This window comes from Pseudoalteromonas sp. 2CM28B (genome assembly GCF_023161935.1).
Genome location: NZ_JALNTH010000035.1, coordinates 37,673 through 50,888, shown reverse-complemented (window position 1 = coordinate 50,888; position 13,216 = coordinate 37,673). Strand labels below are relative to the sequence as shown.

General features: G+C 40.7%; 12 protein-coding genes. 6 read left to right on the top strand and 6 right to left on the bottom strand.

Annotation, left to right across the window (positions count from 1 at the left end; genetic code table 11):
* The first annotated feature begins 58 nt into the window (after positions 1-58).
* The 4 genes from MTN96_RS29415 (at position 59) to sucD (ending at position 6,621) form a co-directional block, all read left to right on the top strand.
* Positions 59-2,878, top strand: a complete 2,820-nt coding sequence (locus MTN96_RS29415; protein WP_004586681.1) for a 2-oxoglutarate dehydrogenase E1 component — start codon at positions 59-61, stop codon at positions 2,876-2,878.
* A gap of 3 nt (positions 2,879-2,881) precedes the next feature.
* On the top strand, positions 2,882-4,405 hold the full coding sequence (gene odhB, locus MTN96_RS29410; protein ID WP_248533721.1) for a 2-oxoglutarate dehydrogenase complex dihydrolipoyllysine-residue succinyltransferase: 1,524 nt from the start codon (positions 2,882-2,884) through the stop codon (positions 4,403-4,405).
* A gap of 177 nt (positions 4,406-4,582) precedes the next feature.
* On the top strand, positions 4,583-5,749 hold the full coding sequence (gene sucC / locus MTN96_RS29405; RefSeq protein ID WP_004586679.1) for an ADP-forming succinate--CoA ligase subunit beta: 1,167 nt from the start codon (positions 4,583-4,585) through the stop codon (positions 5,747-5,749).
* Positions 5,749-6,621 (top strand): succinate--CoA ligase subunit alpha, encoded by an 873-nt coding sequence (gene sucD / locus MTN96_RS29400; RefSeq protein WP_004586678.1) that lies wholly within the window; start codon positions 5,749-5,751, stop codon positions 6,619-6,621. Before sucC ends, sucD begins: the two co-directional genes overlap by 1 nt.
* 63 nt (positions 6,622-6,684) lie before the next feature.
* On the opposite strand, the gene MTN96_RS29395 is transcribed toward sucD, so the two are convergent.
* Entirely contained in the window at positions 6,685-7,755 is a 1,071-nt protein-coding gene (locus MTN96_RS29395; RefSeq protein WP_248533719.1) for a DUF3083 family protein, read from the bottom strand.
* Positions 7,756-7,963: 208 nt separating this feature from the next.
* Here MTN96_RS29395 and glnS point away from each other — a divergent pair, with 208 nt between their 5' ends.
* On the top strand, positions 7,964-9,628 hold the full coding sequence (glnS, locus tag MTN96_RS29390; RefSeq protein ID WP_248533717.1) for a glutamine--tRNA ligase: 1,665 nt from the start codon (positions 7,964-7,966) through the stop codon (positions 9,626-9,628).
* 127 nt (positions 9,629-9,755) lie between these two features.
* Here glnS and fur read toward each other — a convergent pair whose 3' ends face one another.
* From fur to MTN96_RS29365, 5 genes are all read right to left on the bottom strand, one after another.
* Entirely contained in the window at positions 9,756-10,199 is a 444-nt protein-coding gene (gene fur, locus MTN96_RS29385; RefSeq protein ID WP_004586675.1) for a ferric iron uptake transcriptional regulator, read from the bottom strand.
* Between the two features lie 187 nt (positions 10,200-10,386).
* Entirely contained in the window at positions 10,387-10,914 is a 528-nt protein-coding gene (gene fldA / locus MTN96_RS29380; RefSeq protein WP_004586674.1) for a flavodoxin FldA, read from the bottom strand.
* 14 nt (positions 10,915-10,928) lie between these two features.
* On the bottom strand, positions 10,929-11,207 hold the full coding sequence (gene ybfE, locus MTN96_RS29375; RefSeq protein WP_004586673.1) for a LexA regulated protein: 279 nt from the start codon (positions 11,205-11,207) through the stop codon (positions 10,929-10,931).
* A gap of 2 nt (positions 11,208-11,209) precedes the next feature.
* Positions 11,210-11,431 (bottom strand): DUF2788 domain-containing protein, encoded by a 222-nt coding sequence (locus MTN96_RS29370; protein WP_004586672.1) that lies wholly within the window; start codon positions 11,429-11,431, stop codon positions 11,210-11,212.
* Positions 11,432-11,526: 95 nt separating this feature from the next.
* Positions 11,527-12,294, bottom strand: coding sequence for an alpha/beta fold hydrolase (locus tag MTN96_RS29365; protein ID WP_248533715.1), 768 nt, complete (start codon positions 12,292-12,294; stop codon positions 11,527-11,529).
* A gap of 344 nt (positions 12,295-12,638) precedes the next feature.
* On the opposite strand from MTN96_RS29365, the gene seqA reads away from it, so the two are divergent.
* The gene (seqA, locus tag MTN96_RS29360) at positions 12,639-13,214 is read left to right on the top strand and encodes a replication initiation negative regulator SeqA (protein WP_024033550.1); all 576 of its coding nucleotides are present in this window, start codon (positions 12,639-12,641) and stop codon (positions 13,212-13,214) included.
* Positions 13,215-13,216: the final 2 nt, after the last annotated feature.

The following is a 13,216-nucleotide window of genomic DNA, read 5'->3' as shown; positions in this document are numbered from 1 at the left end:
TATTAGCCATCTTGTTATGACAACTATTAATTTCTGCGCTAAAGAAAAGGGCTTATAAATGCACGAAGGTGTGATGAAGGCATGGCTAGAATCTTCACATTTAAACGGCGGCAACGTTGCTTATGTAGAAGAGCTTTATGAAGCGTATTTAGATGATGCGACTTCTGTGCCAGAAGAATGGCGAGAAGTGTTCGAACAATTACCAAAAGTAGATGGTGTGGATGTTGAAGTAAAGCATTCAGAAGTTCGTTCACAGTTTGCGGCGCTTGCTAAAAACAAGCATAGAGAGGTAGTGGTAGCAGAGGGTAGTGGCGGTGACCTTAAACAGGTTAAAGTACTACAACTTATTAATGCTTTCCGCTTTCGAGGACACCAAAATGCTAACCTAGATCCATTAGGCATTTGGCAACGAGAGCGTGTTCGAGATTTAGAGCTAGAATACCACGACTTATCTAAAGCTGATTTTGACCGCGAATTTAACGTAGGATCGTTTGCCGTAGGCCGCGATACTATGCCTTTAGGTGAACTATACCAGGCACTTAAAACCACCTATTGTGGTTCTATTGGTGCTGAGTATATGCACATCACATCAACAGAAGAAAAGCGTTGGTTACAACAGCGTTTAGAATCTGTTCAATCACGACCTACTTTTTCTAAAGAAGAAAAACTGCGTATCCTTAAAGGCTTAACCGCAGCAGATGGTCTTGAAAAATATTTAGGTGCAAAGTTCCCTGGTGCTAAGCGTTTCTCACTTGAAGGTGGTGATGCGTTAGTTCCTATGCTTAAAGAACTTATTCACCGTGCTGGCGAAAGCGGGCAAAAAGAAGCAGTTATTGGTATGGCCCACCGTGGTCGCTTAAACGTACTAGTTAATGTGTTAGGTAAAAACCCATCTGAGTTATTCGATGAGTTTGCTGGTAAACACAAAGACACGTTAAGCTCTGGTGACGTTAAATACCATATGGGTTATTCATCTGACTTTGCGACCAAAGGTGGCAATGTTCATATGGCACTTGCGTTTAACCCTTCTCACCTAGAAATTGTTAACCCTGTTGTTATGGGCTCGGTAAGAGCGCGTTTAGACCGTTTAGGTGACAGTTCAGGTAGCAAAGCATTACCTATTACTATCCACGGTGACTCTGCGATTACAGGCCAAGGTGTTGTACAAGAAACATTTAACTTGTCGCAAACAAATGCCTTCTCATGTGGTGGTAGTATCCGTATTGTTGTAAATAACCAAGTTGGTTTTACAACCTCAAAACAAGACGACGTACGTTCTACAGATTACTGTACTGACATTGCTAAAATGGTTCAGTCACCAATCTTCCACGTTAACTCTGATGACCCTGAAGCCGTTGCATTTGTTACACAACTTGCACTTGATTTTAGAAACCAGTTTAAACGTGACGTAGTAATCGATTTAGTATGTTATCGCCGCCATGGTCATAACGAAGCTGATGAGCCTAATGCAACACAGCCTCTTATGTACCAAAAAATTAAAAAGCATGCGGTTCCGCGTTTAATTTACGCTGATCAACTTATGTCTGAAGGCTCATTCACTGAGAGTGAAATTAAAGCATTAGCTGATGAATACCGTAACGGCTTAGATGAAGGTAACTGTGTTGTTGAAGAAATTCAGCCAGAAACTTCGCACTCATCTGATTGGGCAAAATATGTTGGCCATGAGTGGAATGTTGAGTACGACGCAAGCGTACCGGTAGATAAGCTAAAAGCACTTGGCGAACAAGTTGCGCAGTTCCCTGAGCAATATAAAGCACAGTCTCGTGTTAAAAAGATTTACGATGACCGTAAGCTTATGGCAAGTGGCGAAAAACCACTAGATTGGGGTATGGCAGAAACACTTGCTTATGCAACAATTGCTTCTGAAGGCACAGATATACGTTTAACTGGCCAAGACTCAGGGCGTGGTACTTTCTTCCACCGCCATGCTGTAGTACATAGCCAGTCAGATGGTTCAACTTACTTACCTCTTCAAAATTTAAGTGAAGACCAAGGTACTTTTGAAGTATTTGATTCTGTTTTATCAGAAGAAGCGGTACTTGCTTTTGAATATGGTTATGCAACAGCTGAACCTACATCATTAGTCCTTTGGGAAGCCCAGTTTGGTGACTTCGCAAATGGTGCACAAGTCGTATTTGACCAGTTCTTAAGCTCTGGTGAGCAAAAGTGGGGCCGTTTATGTGGCTTAACATGTTTGCTTCCGCATGGTTATGAAGGTCAAGGTCCAGAGCATAGTTCTGCACGTTTAGAGCGTTTTTTACAGCTTTGTGCCGATCACAACATGCAAGTGTGTGTTCCTTCAACACCTGCACAAGTTTACGCTATGCTACGTCGTCAATCAGTTAGACCACTTCGTCGTCCATTGATTGTAATGACACCAAAATCACTACTTCGTCACCCACTTGCGGTATCTTCACTTGAAGAACTTTCACAAGGTGTATTCCATAATATGATCGATGAAATCGATGATATTAACCCTGAGAAAGTAGAACGTGTAGTATTTTGTAGTGGTAAAGTTTATTACGAACTATTACAAGAGCGTCGTAAGCTTGAGCAAGACAACATTGCTATTGTACGTGTGGAGCAGTTATACCCGTTCCCGCATGCAGAAATGGACACGATTATGGAACGTTACCAACACGTTACTGATTTTGTTTGGTGTCAAGAAGAGCCACAAAACCAAGGTGCTTGGTACTGTTCGCAACATCACTTTATTGATGCAATCCCACAGGGTGCTAAATTGACTTACGCAGGGCGTAAGGCGTCGGCATCTCCAGCGTGTGGTTACATGTCAGTACATACTAAAGAACAACAAGCGCTCGTTGCAGACGCGCTTACTATACAAAAGAAAGGATAAGCAATGAGCACAGAAATTAAAGTTCCTGTTCTTCCTGAGTCGGTTGCAGATGCTACCGTTGCTACATGGCATGTAAGTGTAGGCGACAAAGTAAGCCGTGACCAAAACTTAGTAGACATTGAAACAGATAAAGTGGTTTTAGAAGTGGTTGCACAAAATGACGGTGTAATTACTGAAATATCACAAGAAGAAGGTGCAACGGTACTTGGCGACCAAGTTATCGGTTTACTTGGTGATGCTGATGCAGCACCAGCAAGTGACAGTGCTTCGGCTAAAGAAGAAGCCGCACCTGAAAAATCAGAAGACGCGCCTGCGGCGCAATCAGCTCCAGCATCAGAAGGTAAAGAAGTGGACATTAAAGTACCTGTACTTCCAGAATCAGTTGCAGACGCAACAATTGCTACATGGCATGTACAACCAGGTGAAGCGGTAACTCGCGACCAAAACTTGGTAGATATTGAAACTGATAAAGTTGTTCTTGAAGTAGTAGCTCAAGAAGACGGTATCATGGGCGAGCAACTAAACGCAGAAGGCGATACTGTACTTGGCGAACAAGTTATTGGTAACGTTAAAGCGGGCGGCGCTCCAGCGGCACCTGCAGCTAAAGCAGAGGAAGCGCCTGCTGCAAGTGAGTCTAACGATAGCTCAGATGTGTTAACGCCGTCTGTACGTCGTTTAATCGCTGAAAAAGGGCTTGATGCGTCTAAAATTAAAGGCACAGGTAAAAACGGCCGTGTAACTAAAGAAGACGTTGATACTTTCTTAAAAGCACCTGCTCCAGCTGCTAAAAAAGAAGCTGCTTCAGCACCTGCTGCACCTATGGGTGACCGTACACAAAAACGTGTACCAATGACGCGCTTACGTAAAACCATTGCTAATCGTTTATTAGAAGCGAAAAACTCAACAGCAATGTTAACTACATTTAACGAAGTAAACATGAAACCTATCATGGACCTTCGTAAGCAATACCAAGAAGTATTCGAGAAGCGTCACGGTATTCGTTTAGGCTTTATGTCTTTCTACGTGAAAGCAGTAACTGAAGCACTTAAGCGTTTCCCTGACGTAAATGCATCAATTGATGGTGACGATATTGTTTACCACAATTACTTTGATATCAGCATCGCTGTATCTACACCACGTGGTTTAGTTACACCAGTACTTAAAGATTGCGACAAACTATCTGTTGCTGAAATCGAGAAAGGTATTCGTGAATTAGCCCTTAAAGGCCGTGACGGTAAACTAACACTTGACGATATGACAGGTGGTAACTTTACCATTACTAACGGTGGTGTATTTGGTTCGTTACTTTCTACGCCTATTATTAACTTACCACAGTCATCAATCTTGGGTATGCACAAAATCCAAGAGCGTCCTATGGCTGTAAATGGTAAAGTTGAAATTCTTCCTATGATGTATTTGGCACTATCTTACGATCATCGCCAAATCGATGGTAAAGAATCTGTTGGTTTCTTAGTGACTATTAAAGAGTTACTTGAAGATCCAACTCGCTTATTACTGGATGTTTAATCGAGTAGTATGAAATATAAGCTGTGAATGACAATTCACAGCTTTTTTTTTGCGCCTTTGGTGTTACTGGGGTTTTCATGTTAAGCCTTGGGATCTATACTAGGTGCGCAATTTGGGATAGCTGTTTATTTGCATAAATATTCAGCTCTTTTAGTATAAAAAATTGGATAAAGCATCATGAATTTGCATGAGTATCAGGCAAAACAACTTTTTGCCGAATATGGTTTACCAGTTTCTCAAGGTTTCGCTTGCGATACACCTGAAGAAGCTGCAGCAGCTGCCGAAAAAATTGGCGGTGATATGTGGGTTGTTAAAACTCAGGTTCACGCAGGTGGCCGTGGTAAAGCTGGCGGTGTTAAGCTAGTTAAAACAATCGAAGAAGTAAAAGAATTCGCTGCAAACTGGTTAGGTAAAAACTTAGTTACTTACCAAACAGACGAAAATGGTCAGCCTGTTGCTAAAATTTTAGTAGAAAGCTGTACAGATATCGCTAACGAATTGTACTTAGGTGCAGTTGTTGACCGTGCTTCTCGCAAAGTTGTTTTCATGGCGTCTACTGAAGGCGGTGTTGAAATTGAAACTGTTGCTGAAGAAACTCCAGAGCTTATCCACAAAGCAGAGATCGATCCATTAGTGGGTCCTCAAGCTTACCAAGCACGTGAGTTAGGTTTTAAACTGGGTCTTAACCCTACACAAATGAAGCAGTTCGTTAAGATCTTTATGGGTCTTGGCAACATGTTCAACGATTTTGATTTCGCTCTTCTTGAAATCAACCCGTTAGTAATCACAGACGAAGGTAACCTTCACTGTCTTGACGGCAAAATCGGTATCGATGGTAATGCACTTTACCGTCAACCAAAAATCCGTGAAATGCACGATCCATCTCAAGAAGATGCACGTGAAGCTCACGCAGCAAGCTTCGAGCTTAACTACGTAGCACTAGATGGTAACGTAGGTTGTATGGTTAACGGTGCAGGCCTAGCGATGGGTACTATGGACATCGTAAACCTACACGGCGGCAAGCCAGCTAACTTCCTAGATGTTGGTGGCGGCGCGACTAAAGAGCGTGTTTCTGAAGCATTCAAAATCATCCTTTCTGACGATAACGTAAAAGCTGTTTTAGTTAACATCTTTGGTGGTATCGTACGTTGTGACATGATTGCTGAAGGTATCATTGGCGCAGTTAAAGAAGTAGGTGTAAACGTGCCTGTAGTTGTACGTTTAGAAGGTACTAACGCTGAATTAGGTCGTGACGTTCTTAAGAACTCTGGCCTAGATATCATCGCTGCTGAATCACTAACAGACGCTGCTGAGAAAGTTGTAGCTGCTGCGGAGGGCAAATAATGTCTGTATTAATCAATAAAGATACAAAAGTTATCTGTCAAGGTTTCACTGGTGGCCAAGGTACTTTCCACTCTGAGCAAGCGCTTGAGTACGGTACACAAATGGTTGGTGGTGTAAGCCCAGGTAAAGGCGGTCAAACGCACCTTGGTCTTCCAGTATTCAACACAGTACGCGATGCAGTTAAAGAAACAGGCGCAACAGCGTCAGTTATCTACGTACCTGCACCGTTCTGTAAAGATGCAATCTTAGAAGCTATCGATGCGGGCATCGAGCTAATTGTTTGTATCACTGAAGGTATCCCAACACTAGACATGGTTGACGTTAAAGTTAAGCTTGATAACTCTGGTGTTCGTATGATCGGTCCTAACTGTCCAGGTGTTATCACTCCTGGTGAGACTAAGATTGGTATCATGCCTGGTCACATCCACAAGCCTGGTAAAGTAGGTATTGTTTCTCGCTCTGGTACTTTAACGTACGAAGCGGTTAAACAAACTACAGACGCTGGTTTTGGTCAGTCTACGTGTGTTGGTATTGGTGGCGACCCAATCCCAGGTACTAACTTTATCGACGTGCTAGAAATGTTCGAAAAAGATCCACAAACTGAAGCAATCGTAATGATTGGTGAAATTGGTGGTACTGCAGAAGAAGAAGCTGCAGAGTACATTAAAGCTAACGTAACTAAGCCTGTTGTTTCTTACATTGCTGGTGTAACTGCACCAGAAGGTAAGCGTATGGGTCACGCTGGCGCAATCATCGCAGGCGGTAAAGGTACTGCTGATGAGAAATTTGCTGCACTAGAAGCTGCTGGCGTACAAACTGTACGTTCACTTGCTGATATCGGTAAAGCACTTAAAGAGAAAACAGGCTGGTAATCAGTTTGCTTAATCTTTAAAAAAGGCTCGCATTTGCGAGCCTTTTTGTTTTTGGCTTAAATATTAGTATGGGTAACTAATGTGTTGAAAAAACCGTACTGATAAATCTTGTCGTTCTTTATTTATTGCCAGCTCTGAGCACATAGCGTGTATTGTTTTTTCTACTTGATTCATAAAGCGGCCGTAGCCCATTTCATGTTTATCTTTATGGGTGGCAACAATTACAAAATGTAGTGACTCAACTAATTTTTCAGCATTGAAAAAAATATGTATTTGCGTGGCTGTGCCATTCACATCAAAACTTATTTTTTGTAATTCTGCATTCCCATCATTTTTATCTATTTGGCTATTACGCACTATGGGCCTTGCACCATTAGCAACCATAGCGCCGTGAGATAATTCGTATCGCTCGCAGCACCTTTTAAATGATTGGGCAAAGTAGTTATAAAACTCAGTGTAATTATTTTTATTTATTAAGCTTTGAAATTGCGTTTTAATGCCGCGCGAAACCGGTATAGAAAACGTTGCATAGGTCATTTCTGCATGCTCGGCGGGTATTTTACATTGGCGAGCTAAATAACGGGGGTATAGGCTTCTAAGTTTGTAGCCGTAACTTTGGTTACAGCCTTTGCTCTTGGCAAATAAGTCATAGGTTAAATGCTGATGATCGCGAAGCTTAAACTGGGGTTGTTCAATAAATAATTGTGTTTGTAAATTATCTAACACTTTTTGCACCCTGCTGTGAAATTGTGCCGAGCTTGCGCGTAAATCATCACCGGTGGCTAAAAATAACAAGCGAATTTTTTTACTTTTAAAAGCAGGGGTGTAGTGTAGTTTGTGCGCTTCGTGGTAACGCGGGTTGTAAAAAAACAACATTTGCTTTGCTGTTTCTAATTGATACGACTCATCATGAAATCTGACCACGGGTAATTTGTCGTTAGCGAGTAGGTGTACATTATGTAGCTCGTATTCATCACAGCTTGCAAATAGTTGCTTGGCAATGCGGGTATAGCAACTATCGATATCGCTAAAACTAGTGTAAAAGTCATCAGTGGGTGTAATTTCAGCGAGTAAATAGTGATTAGCTCGCGCATTTGTTGGAATATAAACTCTGTGTTGTGTAGAACTGGCCATCTTTGAATCCTTTTAAGGAGCTTAAGTTTAGGTACTATAAATGCCTTTCATGACTCAAATATTGCGCTAAAACAAATTTAAGTAATAAACTAATGCACCATTGCCATAATAACTAGAATAAACCCGCATCTAGTGCTGTATGTTAGTGTTTGTTTTTGTAATAATGCATTAGTTTTGTTATCACGAATATTCAGAGGATCGCACTCCTATGGCGGAAATTGAGAATCGCCCAAGTAACTTTATAAGAACTCGAATTGATGAAGATTTAGCAAGTGGCAAACATGCAACTACGCATACACGTTTTCCACCTGAACCAAATGGCTTTTTACATATTGGCCATGCAAAATCAATTTGTTTGAATTTTGGCATTGCAAAAGATTACGATGGTTTATGTAACCTACGTTTTGATGATACAAACCCAGAAAAAGAAGATATTAACTACGTTAATTCAATCAAAGAAGACGTGCAGTGGTTAGGCTTCAACTGGAGTGGTGAGATAAAATATTCGTCAAACTATTTTGATACCCTATACGGCTATGCAGTAGAGCTTATTGAAAAAGGCTTAGCGTACGTTTGTTTTTTAACGGCCGATCAAGCACGCGAGTATCGCGGTACGTTAAAAGAGCCGGGTAAAAACAGCCCATACAGAGACACCTCAGTAGAAGAAAACCTCGCATTGTTTGAAAAAATGCGCGCGGGTGAATTCAAAGAAGGTGAGTGTGTTCTACGCGCTAAAATTGATATGGCAAGCTCATTTATGGTGCTTCGCGATCCAATTATTTATCGCGTTCGTTTTGCTCATCACCATCAAACAGGTGACAAGTGGTGCATTTACCCAATGTATGACTTCACACATTGTATTTCTGATGCGCTTGAGGGGATAACCCATTCATTGTGTACACTTGAGTTTCAAGATAACCGTCGTTTATACGACTGGGTACTTGATAATATCAGCCTTGAGTGCCACCCACAGCAAATTGAGTTTTCGCGCTTAAATCTTGAATACACAATTATGTCTAAGCGTAAGCTAAACGACTTAGTTGTAAATAACTATGTAGAAGGGTGGGATGACCCACGTATGCCAACTATTGCTGGTTTACGTCGTCGTGGTTATACACCGGCTTCAATACGTGAGTTCTGTTTACGTATCGGTGTGACTAAGCAAGAAAACATGGTTGAAATGGGCATGCTTGAAGCGTGTATCCGTGAAGACTTAAATGAAAACGCACCACGTGCAATGGCAGTACTCGATCCAGTTAAAGTGGTAATAGAAAACTTTGATGCAGATAAAGTAGAAACATTGTCGGTAGCAAACCACCCTAATAAAGAAGAAATGGGGCGTCGTGAAGTACCGTTTACTCGTGAGCTTTTCATTGAGCGTGAAGATTTCCGCGAAGAAGCGAATAATAAATTTAAACGCTTAGTACTTGATAAAGAAGTACGCTTACGTGGTGCTTATGTAATTAAAGCCCAGCGTGTAGAAAAAGATGCAAATGGTGAAATTACCACTATTTACTGTACTTACGACAACGAAACACTAGGTAAAAACCCAAGTGACGGCCGTAAAGTAAAAGGGGTAATTCATTGGGTTTCTGCGCCTGAGTCGGTTAATGCAGAAGTTAGATTGTATGACCGTTTATTTAATGTACCAAACCCAGGTGCAGCTGAAGAGTTCGAATCAACACTTAACCCTGATTCGTTAGTTGTATTAGAAAATGCAAAACTAGAAGCATCGCTTGCTAAAGCCGAACCGGCTCAAGGCTTCCAGTTTGAGCGTACTGGCTATTTCTCACGTGATACAAAGTCAGAAAATTTAGTATTCAACCAAACGGTTGGTCTTAGAGATTCATGGGCTAAAATCGAGAAGCAGTAACGCTTTTATAATACCAATTTGCATAATATCTCATTATTGCAAATTGGTATTAAACACAGTTTAAATGTTTAATTTTAAACACAAAAAAACCTGCAATAGCAGGTTTTTTTATTACTATAGCGCGTTATTAGCTATTTGAATCGCTAAATGCTTTACACGCTGCTTTGTCTTGACACTCACCGTATAGGTATAAAGAGTGATTTGTTAGTGTAATACCGTTTTCTTCGGCTATTTCTAACTGGCGACGTTCAATTAAGTCATCTTCAAATTCAACAACTTTACCACATTTTAAACACACTAGGTGGTCGTGGTGAGTGCTGCCAGAAAGTTCAAATACTGACTTTCCGCCTTCAAAATGGTGACGGCTTACAATACCTGCGTCATCAAATTGGTTTAATACACGGTAAACAGTCGCAAGACCAATTTCTTCACCTAAATCTAAAAGAATTTTGTATACATCTTCAGCGCTGATGTGTTGGTTATCTGGAGATTGTAGAATTTCTAAGATTTTAATACGCGGTAAAGTTACTTTTAAACCGGCTTTTTTAAGTTCCAAGTTATGATCAGTCATTAAATCTGTCTCAAATTTGTTTGGTTATACTAGACATCTCTTACAGATGCACACGACACATTAGCAATAACAAGGATAACGCGCCTCAGCACTGAGTGCAAAGAACAATTGATCAATTTTGCTATTAATTCTAAAGTCGCTAACTGTTTGATAATTATTTAAACAGTTAGCGATAAAGGGGGGGAGGTTAGTCTGCTAGTTCGCTTAAGCACATTTCATCATATACTTGTGCGCACCATGCTTTAACACGTTGTTCTGTTAATTCAGGTTGGCGGTCTTCATCAATACCTAAGCCTACAAAGTGCGTGTCATCAGCCATACCTTTAGATGCTTCAAAGTCGTAGCCTTCACTAGACCAATGACCAACCACAATAGCACCGCGCTCGGTAACGATATCGTTGATCATACCCATAGCGTCTAAAAAGTATTCTGCGTAGTCTTCTTGGTCGCCACAACCAAAAATAGCCACTAGCTTACCTTCAAAGTCTACTTCTTCAAGCTCAGGGAAAAAGTCATCCCAATCACATTGTGCTTCACCGTAGTACCAAGTAGGAATACCGAATAAGATTAAATCGAACTCTGCAATCTCTTCTTTAGAGCTTTTTGCAATGTCGTGTACAGCCACAAGCTTTTTACCCAATTCTTTTTGGATCATTTTTGCTACGTGTTCTGTATTACCTGTGTCACTTCCGAAAAAAATGCCTACACTTGCCATGGACTTCAAACCTTTTATCTATCAATAGCCAATCTTTCTTGTAAAATTGTTTCAATCAGCGCACTACGGCTAATATTTTGTGCATCTGCCATATCACTCAGTGCCTGATATAACTGTGATGAAACTTTAAATTCTACACGCTTTAAACCGCGTGCTTTATCTCGTTTTATTTGATTACGTTTATTAACCTTTAACTGCATATCCCTTGGTAAAGGGTTCGTTTTAGGCCTGCCTGGGCGCTTTTCGTATTCAAATAAATCGGGAGTTGTTCTATCTGTTTCTGACTTCGCCATGCCTAACCTACACCTGCACCTTGCCAAAAAACTTGTATAAGTCCTTTCGCAATAAAGCCAGAACACCCTAAAAAGAGGACGCCCCACACAATGTAGCGACCAAACTTAGGTACGTTACCACTATTAAGTACGTCTTTAATTGCCAGGCCGATGAATACAAAAATACCGGCTAAGCCAAAGTACAACCCTAGGGTATCAAATTCGTTAATAAACTGACTGACCATCAACGTATAACCTTTAAATTAAACGGCGCGTACTATAGCATATAAATATGCATTAATTTAGTACGGATAACCAAAAACACATGATTAAAATTGCATTAAAGCCCTGTTAAAAAGTCATTTATTGCTTTATTAACTGCAGCGGGTTTTTGTGCATGAAGCCAATGTCCTGCACCGTGTATAATTTTTGCTCGTGTATTTTTAAAGCGCTTTGTTATTTCATCGCGGTATTCTGGCAGTATGTAATCAGAATCGTTACCTTTGATAAACAAAGTATCGCACAAACAAGAATTGTTTTCATTAACATTGGCTGTGATTGTCGAATATTTTTCATCAAGTACATCTAAATTAAATCGCCATTTGTACTGTCCATCGTCGTTTTTAGCTAAGCTTTTTAGTAAAAACTGCCTAACACCTAGCTCATTAATGTACTCGCTCATAATAGCATCAGCTTGTTTTCTATCAGTAACCTGGCTAGTTGCCACTTTTTTTAGTGCATTAATAATTTGTGTGTGGCGGGCAGGGTAACTCACAGGGGCAATATCAAGTACCACCAGCTTATTTACTTTTTGGCTATGCATTAGCGCCACTTCCATCGCCACTTTACCGCCCATTGAATGGCCAATCAGGTGCGTATTGTTAATATTTAACGCGTTCATTAGCTCAACAATATCTGCGGCCATTGCAGGGTAGTTCATTTCATTACTGTGCGGTGAAGCGCCATGGTTACGCAAATCTACATTCGTTACCCTAAAGTGCTCGCTCAATGGTTTTGCAATAACATTTAGGTTTTCTAAAGAGCCAAATAAACCATGAATGATCACTATATCCGGACCTTCACCGTATTGTTTATAGTTTAATAGCATGAGCGCCTCCTAAAATTTTGGCTTAGTTTGCCGAGCATTGCCCTAAAAAGCAAAAGATATAACGGTTAACTGCTCTGCACGCGCCTTTTATGGGGTAACACCGTTTATTTTTACGCCAGTTATGGGCTCTTTGGTGTTACCAGTCTAATGGAGATAATAATATGGGTAGTACTTTTAAAAGCTGTTAATTACTACATTGGGTTTATAAGCAAATAATCAACACACCTTTATTAGCGCGTTTATAGGTTATGTTTGTGCGAGTGCTTGTTGTAACTCGCATTTATATTTGGTTTGGGTATAATCACGGGGAAAGAAAAAATGTGGCCCGTAATGACAGGAACAACATGAAACAAATCGACATAGACGACGAGTTATATCAGTATATTGCTAGCAATACACAAAGTATTGGCGAAAGCGCATCCACTATTTTACGTCGTTTATTAAATCTAAACGGTGATGACAACACTCCCGTTGCTAAGAACAATCAAAACAACCAAACAGCTACTCAAGCCCCACTTGACGACACGCCAGCTACTAACGACAGCCAAGAGCAAGAGGTTGTCACACCCGTGAAGCAAACAAACGCTAATGTATTTAATATTCTAAATAAAGAAGAACTAGCAATGCAAAAAGGGGTGGTAGGCAGGTTTTTATTTATTTTAAGTGCTTTTTATAGAACGCATAAAAAAGAGTTTAGTGCTGTGCTTGATATAAAAGGGCGCGACCGCGTTTACTTTGCAACCAGCAAAGAAGACTTAGTTAATAGCGGCAGTAGTATGAACCCTAAAAACATTACCGACAGTGAGTACTGGGTAATGACAAATTCAAACACGACACGTAAAAAAATGATGCTACACGAGGTTGCGCTGTGCTTAGGTTATTCAGCAGAGCAAGCAGAAGAAATTCGCGATTACTTGTAAGG